This is a genomic window from Streptomyces sp. NPDC057307, from assembly GCF_042667665.1.
Taxonomy (GTDB): domain Bacteria; phylum Actinomycetota; class Actinomycetes; order Streptomycetales; family Streptomycetaceae; genus Streptomyces.
The window spans coordinates 18,945-35,989 of the sequence record NZ_JBHUZM010000051.1; the positions used below are offsets into that span (position 1 = coordinate 18,945).

Genomic DNA, 17,045 nt, shown 5'->3' on the forward strand with positions numbered 1-17,045 from the left:
GAGCCTATCCGGCTCCGGGGGTGCTCCCGTCTGCCGTTCGCCGTTCGAGATGTGGTTCTGACGTGTTGTCGCCAAGGTCGGGTGCGGACGTGCGGTCGGTGCGGTCGGTGCCGTCGTCCGGGCCGCTGCCGGTGCCGCCGTCCGTGCCGTACAGGAGGACGCGTTCCAGTTCGGCGCGGCCGGGCAGGCCCTCGGGGCGTACGGACTCGCCGCTCCGTACGTAGAGGAAGGTGGCCGTGACGGCGTCCGGAGGGATGCCGTGCTGCTCGGCCCAGGCCAGGCGGTAGACCGCGAGCTGGAGCGGGTCGGCCGTACGGCCGCGGCTGGTCTTCCAGTCGACGATCTCGTACGAGACGGTGTCCGTCAGTGGGTCGACGTCGCGGTACACCGCGTCGATACGGCCCCGGATCACCCGGCCGGCGAGGGTGAGCTGGAACGGGACCTCGACGCGGTACGGCGTGCGCCGGGCGTACGGGGTGCGGTCGAAAGCCTCCTTGAGGGCCGCCAGATCGCGTTCGTCGGCGATCTCAGGCTCGTCGTCGGCGCCGCCGGGCAGCTCGTCGGGGCCGAGCATCGGGAGCGGCAGCGCGTCGAAGCGCGACTCCACCCAGGCGTGGAACCGGGTGCCCCGGCGGGCTGCGCGCTGCGGCGGGCGGGGCATGGGGCGGGCCAGCTCCTGCGCGAAGCCGTCGGGGTCGGCGGCCAGGCGCAGCAGTTGGGAGGCGGAGAGCGACGGCGGCACGGGCACGTCACGGACGCGTGCGCGGGCGCGCAGCAGCTCGCCGGAGAGCGCGTCGAGGTCGCGGTCCCAGGAGGCGAGCGTGCGGGTCTCCTCGGGAGAGAGGCGTTCGCCGCCTCCGCCTCCTACGGAAGGCGGGGACGCGTCGGCCGGGATACGGGGGGCCGGCAGGTGCTCCGGAGTCTCCTCGTGCCGCGGGTGGTCGCGGCCCGTCTCCCAGGTGTCCCAGTCCGCTAGATCGTCGTGCTCCCAGTCGTCGGGGGCGCCGAGTTCGTCAGGAGCGTCGGGGCCGTCCGGCTCCTCCGGCTCGTCCGGCGGGTCGTCGTAGGCGTCGTACGGCGCCGGGGCACCCTCCTGGACCGCCGGCTCGTCGTACGGCGTCTCCCCCGTCCAGGGCGAGGCCGTCAGCGCGTCGAGGTGCGCCAGGACCGTGTCCGCCGCCGTGCGGCGGCGGGCCAGGGACTCCGGGTCCAGCGGGAGCGGCCACGCCCGCGTCTCGGCCGCCGCGAGCAGCGCGGGGTTCTCCTCGGTCTCCGGCGGCTCGTCGGCCCACACCTCGATCTCGCCGAAGCCCGCCGCGCAGTGGTCGTGCAGGGCGTGCAGGAAGTCGGAAGGGCCGCGGGCGCGCTTCTGGGTCGGGCCCCACCAGTGGCCCGAGCCAAGCAGCAGCGAGCGCGGGCGGGTGAACGTCACGTAGCCGAGGCGCAGTTCCTCCGTGTGCTGGTGCGTACGCATCTCGTCCTTGAACGCCTTGAGGCCCTTGGCGTCCCACCCCGGCACCTCCGGGAGCGTCGGGGCGTCGCCGCGCAGGGCGTGCGGCAGGACCTTCGACTGGGACGTCCAGGCTTCGCGCGCCTTGCTGTTGGGGAACTGCCCGGTGACCAGGCCGGGGACGGCCACGACGTCCCACTCCAGTCCCTTGGACTTGTGCGCGGTGAGGACCTTGACCGTGTTCTCGCCGCCGGGCAGCGCGTTGTCGAGCCCCTTCTCGTACTGCGCCGCCGTCCTGAGGAAGGCGAGGAAGGCGAGGAGCGTGGCGTCCCCGTCGAGGGCGGCGAAGGAGGCGGCCGTGTCGAGGAAGTTGCCCAGGGTCTCGCGCCGGCGCGCGGCCAGGGCGTGGGGCGACGCCGAGAGTTCGACCTCCAGGCCGGTGGTGGCGAGGACCCGGTGCAGGACGTCCATCAGCGGGTCGGCCAGCGAGCGGCGCAGATCGCGCAGTTCGGCCGCGAGCCGGGCGAAACGGACGCGCGCGGCGGCGGAGAACGGCAGACCGTCGTCCTTGCCGCCGGCCGACTCCAGGAATGTGTCGAGCGCGTCGGCGAGCGATATCACCTCGGCGGGGTCGGTGCCCTCGACCGCCGCGGCCAGTCGTTCGTCGGGATCGTCGGCGTCGGCGCCGCTCGCGCGGTGGACGAGCAGGCGGGCGCGGCGGCCGAGGAGGGCCAGATCGCGGGGGCCGATACGCCAGCGCGGGCCGGTGAGCAGCCGTACCAAGGAGGCGTTGGCGCCCGGGTCCTGGAGGACCTCGCACATCGCCACGAGGTCGGCGACCTCCGGAAGGTGAAGCAGCCCGGAGAGGCCGACGACCTCGACGGGCACGTCACGGGCGACGAGCGCGCTCTGGATCTCGGGGAAGTCACCGGCGGTGCGGCACAGTACGGCGATCTCGCCGGGCTCCTTGCCCGTGCGCACCAGATGCGCGATGGAGTCGGCGAGCCAGTCCAGCTCCTCGGCATGGGTACGGAGGAGGGCGCACCGCACGATGCCGTCACGTTCGGCGCCGGGCGCGGGCCGCAGCGCCTCCACGCCCTCGTGCATGGCACGCAGCGGCCCGGCGAGTCCGTTGGCGAGGTCAAGCAGGCGGCCACCGCTGCGGCGGTTCTCGCTGAGTGAGAAGCGGGCGGCCGGGGTGCCGTCGCCGTAGGGGAAGTGGGAGGGGAAGTCGTCCAGGTTGGCGACGGAGGCGCCGCGCCAGCCGTAGATCGCCTGGCAGGGGTCGCCGACGGCCGTCACCGCGTGGCCGGTACCGGCGCCGAAGAGCCCGGACAGGAGGAGGCGTTGGGCGACCGACGTGTCCTGGTACTCGTCCAGCAGCACCACGCGGAACTCGTCGCGCAGGATGCGGCCGACCTCGGGCCTGGTGAGGGCCAGCTGCGCCGAGAGGGCGATCTGGTCGCCGAAGTCGAGCAGATCGCGGGCGCTCTTGGCCTTGCGGTACCGCCCCACCAGATCGAGCAGTTCGCGGCGGGCGGTGGCGGTCTCGGGCACCTTCCGCAGGTCGGCGTTGGTGAGCCGGGCGCCTTCGAGGGTGTGCAGCAGTTCGGTGTCGTACGCGGCGAGTTCGCCGGTCGGGACGAGGTGCTCGGCCAACTCGGCGTCGAGTGCCAGCAGATCGCCCACCAGCGCGGGGAACGATCTGGTCAGGGAGGGATACGGGCCGGGGGCCTCCTTCAGCACCCGCGCGGCGAGCTGGTAGCGGGTGGCGTCGGCCAGCAGCCGGGCCGTCGGCTCAAGCCCTATCCGCAGGCCGTGGTCGGTGAGGAGCTGGCCGGCGAACGCGTGGTAGGTGGAGATGCGGGGCTCGCCCGGCGGGTTGTCCTGGTCGAGCAGATCGGGGTCGGTCACCCCGGCCCGTACGAGCGCCTTGCGGACCCGCTCGGCCAGCTCGCCCGCCGCCTTGTTGGTGAAGGTGAGTCCGAGCACCTGCTCGGGCGCGACCTGGCCGGTGCCCACCAGCCACACCACGCGGGCCGCCATCACCGTCGTCTTGCCCGAGCCCGCCCCGGCGACGATCACCTGCGGTGCGGGCGGTGCGGTGATGCACGCCGTCTGCTCCGGGGTGAACGGGATGCCGAGGAGTTCGTTGAGCTGCGCGGGGTCGGTGATACGTGCGGACACTTCAGAGAGGCTATCGGGGACCACTGACAGGAGGACGCCGGACAGTTCAGACAGATCCGGACGTCACGACCTTCCGGTGTGAGACGTCACCGTCGCCCGGTGTCCGGCGACACGACCGCCCGGTATGAGACGTCACCATTGCCCGGTGTCCGGCGACACGACCGCCCGGTATGAGACGTCACCATTGCCCGGTGTCCGACGTCACGGCTGTCCAGCGTGAGACATCGCCGTCGCCGCACGGCGGGTTGTCGGTGGCCCCCAGGGCCTCAGAAGTCGGCCGGCGGGCTGCTCTCCGACCGCTGGATCTCCCGCAGGTCGACGACCTGGTCGGCCGGCGGGACGGTGGCCTCGACCGGCACGCCGAAGTCCCTGAAGAGGACCGTGCCCGGCGTCTGGCCGCCCTCGCTGACCGCCTTCAGCAGATAGGGCGCTCCCTCGGCCGCCACATAGGTCGTCTGCGTCTTGCCGGCGTCCCGCTTCACCAGCGTCACCGCCTTGCGGCCGTCGACCTCGGAGGCGCTGCCCCTGGCCAGGCCCTTGCCGCCGGCGGTGTCGAGGTTTTCGAGCATCGCGTCCAGGTCGCACGCGCCGCCCAGTGCCAGTGCGGTGGCGCCGGCGCCCGCGGGGATCTTGAGCCACTTGTCTCTGAGCGCCTCGGTCAGGTCGTCGGGGCGGTCGGGGTCGGCGCTCTCGTCCCTCTCGTTCTCCGTGAGGCCGACGGAGCTCCAGAACTGTTCGTCGCCCTTGATGTAGGTGACCTTCTTCACCACGGCGAACTCCGCCTCGCTGTCGTCCCGGCGCAGCCCTCCCGAGCAGGTGCCCCGCTTGTCCAGCGAGAAGTCGACCTTGAGGCGCCGGCCGTCGTCGGTGCCCTCCGCCGTCAGCCGCAGGGACTTGGCGCCCTTGGTCGCCGTCACGGCCTTGCGGGCGATCTGCGGGCCGCTCAGGCCCGCGAACGGATCGGCCGACGTGGCCGCGGTCGACGCCGCGGCCACCTGCTCCGCGGCGGCCGCCGCCTTCTTCTCGGCCGTGCTCTCCGCCACCCGGGCCGCGCCACCGGTGGAACAACTCGCCACACCGGCCACCGTGATCGCGCCCACCAGCGCCGGCATCAGGAACTTCCGCTTGATCGCGGTCATCTGCTGTCTCCTCGCACATCTGGCACGTCTCGTACTCCGTGCCTCCGTGCCGTTCCCTTTCCGACGGTGCGAGGAGTCGCGAAGGGTGCATGTGCACGAGGGGATTCATCCGGGAGAGGCACTCACTCCACGATCTGCTGCCCCTCCGGCCGCGCGCTGCACGACGCGCGGAAGGAACAGTGCGCGCAGTGCTGGCCGGCGCTCGGCGTGAAGCGTTCGTCCAGTACGCGCCCGGCCGCCGTCGCGAGCAGATCGCCGACCCACTCCCCCGCGAGCGGCTCCTGCGCCTGGATCTTGGGCAGGTCCTCGCCGCCCTCCTTCTTGGCCGCCGCCTGCCTGAGCTGTACGAGTTCGGCGCCCCCGGCCTCCGGCCGCCGCCCGTCGAAGACCTCGTCCACCGCGCCCTCCCCCACCGCGAGCTGGTAGACGGCGAGCTGCGGGTGGTGGGCGACCTCCTCTTTGGTAGGAGCCGCTTTGCCGGTCTTGAAGTCGACGACGTAGGCGCGTCCTTGGGCGTCCTGTTCCACCCGGTCCATGGAGCCGCGGATCCGTACCTCGTAGGCGCCCGCCTCCAGGGTGACGTCGAAGGCGTGCTCAGTGGCCGCCGGTGTGCGGCCGGCGCGGTCCATCACATGCCAGCGCAGGAAGCGCTCCAGCGCCACGCGCGCGTGGCTCTTCTCCTGCTGGGACTTCCAGGGCGCGTCGAAGGCGAGCGCGTCCCAGACCGAGTCGAGGCGCTCCATGAGGACGGCGAGGTCGGCGGGGGTACGGCCGGAGGCCACCTCGTCGGCCAGGACATGGACGACGTTGCCGAAACCCTGCGCGGCGGTGGACAGTTCGTCCGCCTTGACCTCGCGCCCGAGGAACCACTGGAGCGCGCAGGTGTTGGCGAGCTGGTCCAGCGCGCTGCCGGACAGGGCGACAGGCTGGTCCCTGTCGCGCAGGGGGACGGCGCTGTGCGTCGGCTCGTACAGGCCCCACCAGCGGTGCGGGTGGGCGGCGGGGACGAGCGGCTGGCCCTCCTCGTCGCTGAGCGCGGCGAGCCGGGCGAGCCGTCGGGCCGCCGCGTCGCGCAGCACGGGTGTCGCCTGCGGGTCCACGGTCGTGGCGCGCAGCTCGGCCACGAGCGCGGCGACGGCGAGCGGGCGGCGCGGCCGGCCGGTGACGTCCTTGGGGTCGACGCCCAGTTCGGTGAGGAAGCGGGACGGCTGGTCGCCGTCGTCGGCGGGGGCCTTGACCGCCGTGACGACGAGCCGTTCGCGGGCGCGGGTGGCCGCCACGTAGAAGAGGCGTCGCTCCTCTGTAAGGAGGGCGCCGGGAGTGAGGGGCTCCGCCAGACCGTCACGGCCGATCCTGTCCGCCTCCAGAAGAGAGCCACGACGCCGCAGGTCGGGCCAGAGCCCCTCTTGGACGCCCGCGACGACGACGAGTCGCCACTCCAGGCCCTTGGAGCGGTGCGCGGTCATCAGACGGACGGCGTCGGGCCGTACGGATCTGCCGCTGAGCGTGTCGGCGGCGATGTCCTGCGCGTCGATCTCCTCAAGGAAGTTGAGGGCGCCGCGCCCGCCGGTGCGTTCCTCGGCCCGTGCCGCGGCGTCGAACAGGGCGCACACGGCGTCCAGGTCCCGGTCGGCGTTACGGCCCGCGGCGCCGCCGCGCAGGGCCGACCGCTCCAGCCGGGCCGGCCAGGGAGTGCCGTCCCACAGCTCCCACAGCGCCTCGTCGGCGGTGCCGCCGCCCGCCAGCAGGTCACGCGCCTTGGCGAGCAGCGCGCCCAGCCGCTGCGCGCCGCGCGCGTGGGCGGGGTCGTGCGTGACGAGCCGCTGCGGTTCGGCGAGGGCGCGGGCCAGGAGTACGTCGGAGGGCGGCGGTACGCGGTTCCCGGCGGCCCGCTCCTCGTCGCGCAGCGCCCGGCCGAGGCGGCGGAGGTCGGCGGCGTCCATGCCGCCGAGGGGCGAGGTGAGCAGCGTGATCGCGGTCTCGACGTCGAGCCAGTCGCCCTCGACCACACCGCCGGGGCCGGGGCCGGTGGTGGTGTCGGCGTCGGCATCGGCGTCGGCGTCATCCGAGCCCACCTCGGCCTCCACACCGTCCGTCCCCGTCGCCTCCCCTCCTGCCTCCTCCCCCTCCCCCCGCACCGACCGGACCGCCGCCGTCGCGACCGCGCGCAGCGCCGTCAGCAGCGGCGACACCGCCGGTTCATGACGCAGCGGCACATCGTCGCCGTCGATCTCCAGAGGGACGCCCGCCGAGGTGAGGGCCCGCCGCACGGCCGGGATGGTCCGGCCGCCGGCCCGTACCAGCACCGCCATCTCGCTCCAGGGCACGCCCTCTTCAAGATGCGCGCGCCGCAGGATGTCGGCGACGTTCTCCAGCTCGGTCGAGGGGGTCGGGTAGGTGTACGTCTCGATCCGGCCGCCCTCGCGGACCGCCGCCAGCTCGCGGTGGGCCCGTACCTTCTCGGCCGGCAGCCGGTTGAGCGGCATCCGGCGGGTGAGCAGCCGGGTCGCGGCGAGCAGCCCCGCGCCGGAGCGCCGGGAGGTCGTCAGCACCTCCACCGGGGCGGGGCGCCCGTCCGCGCGTGGGAAGGCGTCCGGGAAGTCGAGGATGCCGTTCACGTCGGCGCCCCGGAACGCGTAGATCGACTGGTCCGGGTCGCCGAACGCCACCAGTGTGCGGCCGTTCCCGGCGAGCGCCCTGAGCAGTCTGACCTGCGCGGGGTCGGTGTCCTGGTACTCGTCGACGAACACCGCGTCGTACCGGTCGGCCAGCCACTTCGCGACCTCGGGCCGTTCGGCGAGCAGCACGGCCCGATGGACCAGCTCGGCGTAGTCGAGGACGCCCTGCATGTCCAGGACGTCGAGATATTCGGCGAGGAAGGACGCTGCGGCCGTCCAGTCGGGTCGGCCCGTACGCCGTGCGAAGACGGCCAGGGAGTGCGGACCGAGCCCCAGTTCGCGGCTGCGGGCGAGCACCGCGCGTACCTCGTCGGCGAAGCCGCGCGTGGTGAGGCAGGCCCGCAGCTCGTCGGGCCAGCGGATGTGCGCCAGCCCCTCGCGCTCCAGGTCGAGCTGGCCGGCGAGCAGTTCCCGTACGGCGACGTCCTGTTCCGGTCCCGAGAGCAGCCTCAGCGGTTCGGTGAAGAGGTCGGCCTCCTGGTGGGCACGGATCAGCGCGTAACAGAATGAGTGGAATGTGGTCGCCTGCGGCCCCTGCGCGCCGCCCAGCCTGACCGCCGTCCGGTCGCGCAGTTCGACCGCCGCCTTGCGGCTGAAGGTGAGGACGAGCATCCGTTCCGGATCGGCGCCCCGCGCGACCCGCGCGGCGACGCTCTCGACCAGCGTGGTCGTCTTCCCCGTGCCCGGACCCGCGAGGACGAGCAGTGGCCCGCGGTCATGGTCAACCACCGGGCGCTGCGCTGCGTCCAGCACAGGGGGCTCCACCGCGACCGGCGCCGTGCGCAGCAGTCGGTACGCACCGGAGGTCCGCTGCCGTACCCGACGGTGCGGGGTACGCCCGGTGAAAGAGGAGGAGCTCACGTGGATCGCCGGTCCTGGAGGGGATGCTGGTGGTGACGGGGGTTTCTGAGGTGTGTGGGTCGCGAGCTGACGAGGCTACGCCGAGGTGCGGCTCGGAAGCGTGGAGTCCGCCTGTTGATCCGACGGCCTTCGCGGGCGGGGCGGACGGTGCGGCGGACCCGGTTGACCCGTTGATCGCGGGGTCCGGTCATCCGTACGGTCCTCAGCAGACCCGCCGGACCTCCCGCGGCGCAGTGGAATGTCAGAAACTGTCAGATGTGAGCAGCATCGCCCATATCAGTGTCGGTTTCCGACGACCCGATGCCGGTCTCCGACGACCCGGTGTCAGGTTCCGACGATCCGGTGCCGGTTTCCGGTGGCCGGCCGTCCCATCGCGCCCGTTTCATATCGAGGCGCGGCAGATGGCCTTCGGCGCCGCGCGACGCCTCCCGCAGCGGGGTCGCCTCCTCCCGGTAGCGGGCCAGGGCCTCCAGCTCATGACCGGCCAGCAGCACACCGTCCGAGCGGACCACACGCCACCAGGGCACGGCCCCGCCGTACAGCGCCATCGCCCGGCCGACCTGACGCGGACCGCCCTCGCCCAGCCATTCGGCCACATCGCCGTAGGCCATGACCCGGCCGGGCGGGATCAGATCGGCCACGTCGAGCACCCGCTCCGCGTACTCGGGCAGATCTCCGGACACCTCGTCGGGCTCGTCGCTCCTCATCCGTCCCATCCTGCCGCACACCACCGACAGTCCGCCCGCCCACCGGTCCCGGCCCGACGACCCCGACGAGGTGTCCGACGACCTGCCGGACAGCCTGTCCGACGAGCTGCCCGCACGTCCCGGCACAGCCGACGCGGTGTTCCTCAATGCACCCTGATACCCCCCTCTGTCACCCTGGCGTGCCACCATCATGCGGGCGGTGACTGGTGATACGAGATCAAGAAGACACGGATTCGACGAAGGAGCAGGGCGTGCAGCCTCCGACGGTGGCGGGCACCCCTGACGCCGAGCCGCGCCCGGAATCAGGCCCCGACGCCGGTGCGGAGAGCGGCACCGACGGCACCACGGAAGGCAAGAAGAAGGCCGAGGCAGGGGCCGAGACCGGCCAGGAGAGCGGCGCCGCCCCCGACCCCGCCGAGGTGATCCGCCGCGACGCCCCTCCCGGCAGCCACGCCGACCCGCTCTCCGGGGACGAGCCGCTGCTCGCCGCCCGCGTGCACCGCCCGTCCGACCTGCTGCGGCTGCTCATCGGCGTCCTCGCCATCGCCGTCGTCATCGGTCTCTCCGCCTTCGCCCACGGCACCACGTCCGGTCTCGAACAGGACATCAGCAAGGGCACCGGCCAGGCCCCCGACCTGCTCGTCAAGGTCGCCGGTCTGATCTCCAGCATCGCCGTGCTGCTCGTCCCGGTCGCCTTCGCGATCGAGCGGCTGATCAAACGCGACGGCCTGCGCATCGCGGACGGCGTACTCGCCGCCGTCCTCGCGCACGGCGTCACGCTCGCCACCGATCTGTGGGTCGCCCGCGCGGCGCCCGGATCCATCCAGGACGCGCTCACCCGCGCACAGCCGGGCGAAGGGCTCACCGACCCCGTCCACGGCTATCTCGCGCCCGTCATCGCCTATATGACCGCCGTGGGCATGGCCCGCAGACCCCGCTGGCGCGTCGTGCTGTGGGTGGTGCTGCTGCTCGACGCGTTCGCGATGCTGGTCGCCGGCTACACCACACCGTTCTCGATCATTCTCACCGTGCTGATCGGCTGGACCGTCGCGTACGGCACGCTCTACACGGTCGGCTCGCCGAACGTACGGCCCACCGGCCAGACCCTGATGGCGGGTCTTCGCCATGTGGGTTTCCGCCCCGTCAGCGCGATGCGCGCCGAGCCCGACGAGAGCAGCGACTCGGCCGAGCAGGGCGAACGGGGCCGCCGCTATCTGGTGACCCTCGACGACGGCCCACCGCTCGACGTCACCGTCGTCGACCGGGAACAGCAGGCGCAGGGCTTCTTCTACCGGGTCTGGCGCCGCCTCACCCTGCGCTCGATCAGCACCCGCCGCTCGATCCCCTCCCTGCGCCAGGCGCTGGAGCAGGAAGCGCTCCTCGCGTACGCCGCCATCGCCGCCGGCGCCAACGCCCCCAAGCTGATCGCCACCTCCGAACTCGGCCCCGACGCCGTCATCCTGGTGTACGAGCACATGGGCGGCCGCTCCCTGGACTCGCTGCCGGACGACGAGATCACCGACGAGCTGGTGCGTGGCGCCTGGCGACAGGTCAAGGCGCTCCAGTCGCGCCGGATCGCCCATCGCAGACTCACCGGCGACGCGCTGCTGGTCGACTCGGACGGCAATGTGATCGTCACGGATCTGCGCGGCGGTGAGATCGCGGCGGGCGACGTGGTGCTGCGGATGGACACCGCGCAGCTCCTCACCACGGTCGGGCTGCGGATCGGCGCCGAACGGGCGGTGGCCGCGGCCGTGGACGTCCTCGGCCCCGACGCCGTCGCCGACTGCCTGCCGCTGCTGCAGCCGATCGCGCTCAGCCGTTCCACCCGCACGACACTGCGCAGGCTCGCCCGTGAGCGGTCCCAGCGTGAGCGCGACGCGGTGCTCCAGGCGTCCGAGGCGGCCAAGCACGCCCGTACGGCGGAGGTGGCGGCAGCGACCACCGACGCGGACCGCAAGGAGGCCCGCAAGTCCCTGCGCGCGGTGAAGCAGGCCGAGAAGAAGGCCATGGACGACGCGCTCGACGAGGTGCGCGAGGAGGATCTGCTCTCCCAGATCCGCGGGCAGGTGCTGCTGATCAGACCGCAGGCGCCGGTCGAACCGGTCCGTCTGGAGCGCATCAGACCCCGCACACTCGTCAGCTTCATCGCCGGCGCGATCGCCGCGTACTTCCTGCTCACGCAGCTCGCCGGGATCGACTTCGGCAACGTCTTCGCCAACACGCACTGGGGCTGGGTGGCCGCCGCCGTCCTGTTCTCGGCGCTCAGCTACGTGGCCGCCGCGATGAGCCTGCTCGGCTTCGTCCCGGAGCGGGTGGGCTTCCTGCGTACGGTCGTCGCGCAGGTCGCCGGGTCGTTCGTCAAGCTCGTCGCCCCGGCGGCGGTCGGCGGGGTGGCGCTCAACACCCGCTTCCTGCAACGCGCGGGCGTGCGCCCGGGGCTCGCCGTGGCCAGCGTCGGCGCCTCGCAGCTGTTCGGGCTCGGCGCGCACATCCTGCTGCTGCTCGCCTTCGGCTATCTCACCGGTACGGAGAAGACGACCTCCCTCACCCCGTCGAGGACGGTGATCGCGGGGCTGCTGACCGTCGCCGTGCTGGTGCTGGTCGTCACCGCGATCCCGTTCCTCCGGAAGTTCGTGGTGACACGGCTGCGTTCGCTGTTCGCGGGTGTGGTGCCGCGCATGCTCGACGTGCTCCAGCGGCCCATGAAGCTCCTCACCGGTATCGGCGGGATGCTGCTGCTGACCGGTCTGTTCGTGATGTGTCTGGACGCGTCGATCCGGGCCTTCGACGATGGGCATCAGCAGCTCAGCTACGCGAGCATCGCCGTCGTGTTCCTCGCGGGCAACGCGCTGGGGTCGGCCGCGCCGACGCCTGGCGGTGTGGGCGCCGTCGAGGGCGCGCTGACGATCGGTCTGATCGCGACGGGGGTTCCGAAGGAGGTCGCGGCCCCGGCGGTGTTGTTGTACCGGATGATGACCCTGTGGCTGCCGGTGCTGCCCGGGTGGATCTGCTTCAACCACCTCACCCGCAAGGGAGCCCTTTGACGGGTCTCCCCGAGCCCTGTCACCACCCGGCTGGCCCCCGGGCCGCGCGTCGCTCCCCGGCACGACGCACCATGGGGAGATGCCGATGCCCTCCTTCTCCGCGTCCACCGCACCCGCCGGGCGGCGCCGCCCGGCGCTGGTCGCCGTCACCGCCGTCACCGCCGTCACCCTGCTGGCCGCCGGATGCTCCGGCTCCGACTCGGACAGCGCCGGCCAGGGCGGGCGGACCAGCCAGCACGATCAGGACGGCCAGGACGGCCAGAACAAGACCGACACGACCGCCGCGCCCCAGAATCTGACGTCCCAGAAGCTGGACTGGAAGGCGTGCCCGACCCCGTCGGCGGCCGAGGGCGGCGGTACGGCTCCGTCGCCGCTGCCCGGCGGCACCAAGTGGGAGTGCGCCTCCATGGCCGCCCCGCTCGACTACGCCAAGCCCAAGGGCGACACCATCGAGCTGGCCCTCATCCGGGCGAAGACGAGCGACCCGGGCAAGCGCATCGGCTCGCTCGTCTTCAACTTCGGCGGGCCCGGCGGCTCCGGTGTGACCGGGCTGCCCTCCTTCGGCAAGGACTACGAGAAGCTGCGTACCCGCTACGACCTCGTCAGCTTCGACCCGCGCGGCGTCGGCCGCAGCGACCCCGTCGAGTGCAAGGACGACAAGCAGCTCGACGCGTACTACGCGAAGGACATGACCCCGGACGACAGCGCCGAGGAGAAGTCGTACGTCGACGGCCTCAAGTGGTACGCGGGCGGCTGCGAGCAGAAGTCCGGCAAGGCACTCCCGCACGTCGGCACCGTCAACGCCGCACGTGACATGGAGCTGATGCGCCAGGTCCTCGGCGACGACAAGCTCAACTACTTCGGCATCTCGTACGGCACCGAGCTGGGCGGCGTCTACGCCCATCTGTATCCGAAGTCCGTCGGCCGCACCGTCTTCGACGCCGTCGTGGACCCGAGCGAGAGCTCCGAACAGGGCTCGCTCGGCCAGGCCGAGGGCTTCCAGCTCGCCCTCACCAACTTCGCGAAGGACTGTGTGAGCCGCGGCGACGCGTGCCAACTGCCGGGCAGCACACCCCAGGAGATCGAGGACTTCGTCGTCGGTCTGCTCGACCGGCTCGACAAGAAGCCGATCGCCGGTCTCGGCGACCGGAAGCTCACCGAGACCCAGGCCACCAACGGCATTGCCCAGGCGCTCTATTCGAAGGAGTACTGGCCGCTGCTGGAACAGGGGCTGGACGAGGCCGACGGCGGCAGCGGCGCGCTGCTGCTCGTCCTGTCGGACGCGATGAACGGCCGCAACGAGAAGGGCCAGTACAGCAACATCCAGGCGGCCAACGCGGCGGTCAACTGCGTGGACTCCAAGCAGCGCTACACGCTCGCGCAGACGAAGGCGAAACTCCCCGAATTCCGCGAGGTGTCGCCGGTCTTCGGCGACTTCCTCGGCTGGGGCCTGCTGGGCTGCTCCGAGTGGCCGGTGCCGGGCGAGTGGGACAAGCCCGACGTCAGCGCGCCGGGCGCGGCCCCGATCCTGGTCATCGGCAACACCGGCGACCCGGCCACGCCGTTCGAGGGCGCGCAGGCGATGGCGAAGGCGCTCGGCAAGGGCGTCGGCGTCCAGCTCACGTACGAGGGCCAGGGGCACGGCGCGTACAACGCCGGCAGCGCGTGCGTGCAGAAGGCCGTGGACGGTTATCTGCTCGACGGCAAGGTGCCGAAGGCCGGGACGGTCTGCAAGTGACGCACTGAGCGACCTACGCGACCTACGTAGGAGGCCGGCCCACGCAGCTCGTGGACCGGCCTCCTACGTATGTGTGTCACTGATCGCTCAGTAGATCGGCTTCTCCGGCTCGATCTGGTTGACCCAGCCGACCACTCCGCCGCCGACGTGCACGGCGTCGGCGAAACCGGCCGACTTCAGCACCGCGAGCACTTCCGCACTGCGGACACCCGTCTTGCAGTTCAAGACGATCTTCTTGTCCTGCGGCAGATCCTGGAGCGCGTTCCCCATCAGGAACTCGTTCTTCGGGATCAGCTTGGCACCCGGGATGGAGACGATCTCGAACTCGTTCGGCTCCCGCACATCGATGAGCTCGATGTTCTCGCCGTCGTCGAGCCACTCCTTGAGCTGCTTCGGAGTGATCGTCGAACCGGCGGCCGCCACCTGCGCCTCCTCGGACACGACGCCGCAGAAGGCTTCGTAGTCGATGAGTTCGGTGACGGTCGGGTTCTCGCCGCAGACCGCGCAGTCGGGGTCCTTGCGGACCTTGACCTGGCGGTACTGCATCTCCAGCGCGTCGTAGATCATCAGGCGGCCGAGCAGCGGCTCACCGATGCCCGCGAGGAGCTTGATCGCCTCGTTGACCTGGATGGATCCGATCGACGCGCACAGCACGCCGAGGACACCGCCCTCGGCGCAGCTCGGCACCATGCCGGGGGGCGGCGGCTCCGGGTAGAGGCAGCGGTAGCAGGGTCCGTGCTCGGACCAGAAGACGCTCGCCTGACCGTCGAAGCGGTAGATCGAGCCCCATACGTACGGCTTGCCCAGCAGCACACACGCGTCGTTGACCAGATAGCGGGTGGCGAAGTTGTCCGTGCCGTCCACGATCAGGTCGTACTGGGCGAAGATCTCCATCACGTTCTCGGACTCGAGCCGCTCCTCGTGAAGGACGACCTCCACGAGCGGGTTGATGCCGAGGACGGAATCACGTGCGGAAGCGGCCTTCGAGCGGCCGATGTCCGCCTGGCTGTGGATGATCTGCCGCTGGAGGTTCGACTCGTCGACCTCGTCGAACTCCACGATGCCGAGCGTGCCGACACCGGCTGCGGCCAGATACATCAGCGCGGGCGAGCCGAGCCCGCCGGCGCCGACGACGAGCACCTTCGCGTTCTTCAGCCGCTTCTGCCCGTCCATCCCGACGTCCGGGATGATCAGGTGACGGGAGTACCTGCGGACCTCGTCGACGGTGAGCTCGGCAGCGGGCTCTACCAGGGGTGGCAGCGACACAGGGACCTCAACAGGGGATTGGTCGATTGGTCAGTACGTTTGTTCCTCCGGTAACACTGCCACGCGCCTTCTCATTCCGAGACACCCGGTCCGATCTGCGAGACGATTTCGTCCCAGTAGCCGGGCAGCGCCGCGAATGGGCTGTTCTGCCCGATCCGGTCGTCGTGATCGCTCCGGTCGGTGAAGAAGATCGTGCCCGCGCCCTGCCAGCGCGCGATCCGCATCGCCTCGTCCAGATGGCTGCGGGGCACCCCGTGGACGAGATGCACGAAGCGTTCGGGAGGATGGTCGGCCGTCCACTCGGCCACCTGTGACCAGCGGTAGTCGGTCCACGGGCCGCGGAAGGTGACCAACTGGTCGGCGATCTCGGCGTATCCGGGGTACGGATGCGTCCCGTGGCCGAGGACCAGATGCCCGCCGGGGGAGATCGTGTCGAGCGTCGCCGCCGTGAGCCTGACGTCGGGGAGGTACGCGGCCTCCGCCGGACACCGGTCCAGATAGAAGCCGTCGACGCGGTACCAGTCGTGGAAGTCGTGCGCCTCGGAGACGATCTCGCCGAAGCTCCGGGCGCCGTACGCGAGATCGAGATGCCCGAGCACCCGTACGCCCGCGTTCCTGAGCCGGCCGGCCGCCTCCAGACAGTGCGGGTCGGGCCTGCTGCCCGGCCCGTCGGCGACGTTGAGCACCGCCCAGTGCAACGGCGTTCCGGGGCGCGTCAGTTCGGCCCACTCGACCGGGGCGAGCAGCGGATGCGCGTATCCGGGGATGCCGAAGCCGAGCCCGGTGGCGCCGGTGGCCGGCAGGCTGTCCCCGGTCCTCGTCAGATGCGACATGCCGCCTCCATCCAGATGTCGGCGAGCGACTCCTCCAGGTTGATCCGGGGCCGCCAGCCGAGCCGGTCGCGCGCGGTGCGGACGTCGGCCTGCTGCCAGCCGCCGCAGCCGTCGGGGTACGGGAACGGGCCGCTGCCCAGCTGCTCCGACGGATGCTCGCCGCGCTGCGGGCCGAGGGTGGCGTGGCTGTGCCCGTGGACGGGGCGCTGGGGGCCGGTGGGCGCGTCCAGCTCGTGCAGGGCGCCGCCGTAGCCGGCGACCCTCGCGAGGATGGCCGCGGCGTCCCTGAGCCGGACCGCGCGCCCCGTACCGATGTTGACGACGCCCTGGGCGGCGGAGAGCGAGGCGGCGTGCACGGCGCGGGCCACGTCGCGTACGTCGACGAAGTCGCGCTGTACGCCGAGGCCGCTGAGCTTCAGCTCGCCGTCGCCGGACTGCATGGCGCGGCGCATCGCCTCGGCGAGCCGGCCGAGCGGGGAGCCCGCGGGCGTGCCGGGTCCGACGGGCGAGAAGACCCGCAGCACGACGGCGTCGAGCCCCGCGCCGAGCACCAGTTCGCTGGCGGCCAGCTTGCTCACGCCGTACGGCCCGCCGGGCCGGGGCACCGCGTCCTCGGCGGTGGACGAGCCGGGCTGGGAGGGCCCGTACTCGGACGAGCAGCCGAGCTGGACGAGGCGGGCGCCGCAGCCGCTGCGGCGCAGGGCCTCGCAGACGGTCGCGACGGCGACGGTGTTGTGCCGGGTCAGGTCGCGGGCGCCGCCCCGGGTGGCGCCGGCGCAGTTGATGACGACCCCGGGGTGGACGGCGTCCAGGAAGCGGGTGAGTGCTCCGGGACTGCCGCCGGCGAGGTCGAACCGTACGTCGGCGTCGTCGCCGCGGCCGAGTGCGGTCAGATGCACGGCCGGGTCGGCGAGCAGCCGGTCGGCGACGAAGCGCCCGAGGAAACCGTTGGCACCGAGCAGCAGGACCCTCATCGCGCTGCCCCTTGGTTCCGACGCGCCGGTGCTGGGGGTTGAGGGGTCATGTTCTGTCGTCTCCTTAGAGGGTGTTGCGGTGTGCTTCGGGTTACGCCCGCGGCGTCGGCTCCGCGGGAGGTCTGTGGGTCCGGACGGGCGGCCCGGACGGGGGCGTGCGCCGGA

The 17,045-nt window shown here is 72.1% G+C and carries 9 protein-coding genes; 2 read left to right on the forward strand and 7 right to left on the reverse strand.

The window, feature by feature from the left end:
- Positions 1–4 precede the first annotated feature (4 nt).
- From ACFUN8_RS19245 to ACFUN8_RS19260, 4 genes are all read right to left on the reverse strand, one after another.
- Positions 5–3,637: a UvrD-helicase domain-containing protein gene (locus ACFUN8_RS19245; protein ID WP_383638677.1), complete on the reverse strand. Its 3,633-nt coding sequence runs from the start codon at positions 3,635–3,637 to the stop codon at positions 5–7.
- Positions 3,638–3,903: 266 nt separating this feature from the next.
- The gene (locus ACFUN8_RS19250; protein ID WP_383638680.1) at positions 3,904–4,776 is read right to left on the reverse strand and encodes a hypothetical protein; all 873 of its coding nucleotides are present in this window, start codon (positions 4,774–4,776) and stop codon (positions 3,904–3,906) included.
- A 122-nt stretch (positions 4,777–4,898) separates the two neighbouring features.
- Entirely contained in the window at positions 4,899–8,315 is a 3,417-nt protein-coding gene (locus ACFUN8_RS19255; protein WP_383638683.1) for an ATP-dependent helicase, read from the reverse strand.
- Positions 8,316–8,566: 251 nt separating this feature from the next.
- Positions 8,567–9,031, reverse strand: a complete 465-nt coding sequence (locus tag ACFUN8_RS19260; RefSeq protein WP_383638725.1) for an MGMT family protein — start codon at positions 9,029–9,031, stop codon at positions 8,567–8,569.
- A 242-nt stretch (positions 9,032–9,273) separates the two neighbouring features.
- Between ACFUN8_RS19260 and ACFUN8_RS19265 the strand changes: the two genes are divergently transcribed.
- The gene (locus ACFUN8_RS19265) at positions 9,274–12,069 is read left to right on the forward strand and encodes a lysylphosphatidylglycerol synthase domain-containing protein (RefSeq protein ID WP_383638686.1); all 2,796 of its coding nucleotides are present in this window, start codon (positions 9,274–9,276) and stop codon (positions 12,067–12,069) included.
- Between the two features lie 79 nt (positions 12,070–12,148).
- A complete protein-coding gene (locus tag ACFUN8_RS19270; RefSeq protein WP_383638689.1) occupies positions 12,149–13,807 on the forward strand; it encodes an alpha/beta hydrolase in 1,659 nt (552 codons plus the stop codon).
- Between the two features lie 87 nt (positions 13,808–13,894).
- Here ACFUN8_RS19270 and moeZ read toward each other — a convergent pair whose 3' ends face one another.
- The 3 genes from moeZ to ACFUN8_RS19285 form a co-directional block, all read right to left on the reverse strand.
- On the reverse strand, positions 13,895–15,073 hold the full coding sequence (gene moeZ, locus ACFUN8_RS19275) for an adenylyltransferase/sulfurtransferase MoeZ (RefSeq protein ID WP_383638692.1): 1,179 nt from the start codon (positions 15,071–15,073) through the stop codon (positions 13,895–13,897).
- Between the two features lie 71 nt (positions 15,074–15,144).
- Positions 15,145–15,906: a spherulation-specific family 4 protein gene (locus ACFUN8_RS19280; protein WP_383638695.1), complete on the reverse strand. Its 762-nt coding sequence runs from the start codon at positions 15,904–15,906 to the stop codon at positions 15,145–15,147.
- Positions 15,894–16,880 carry an NAD-dependent epimerase/dehydratase family protein gene (locus ACFUN8_RS19285; protein WP_383638698.1) on the reverse strand — a complete coding sequence of 329 codons (987 nt, stop codon included), beginning with the start codon at positions 16,878–16,880 and terminating at the stop codon, positions 15,894–15,896. The genes ACFUN8_RS19280 and ACFUN8_RS19285 overlap by 13 nt, the downstream gene beginning before the upstream one ends.
- Positions 16,881–17,045 lie beyond the last annotated feature (165 nt).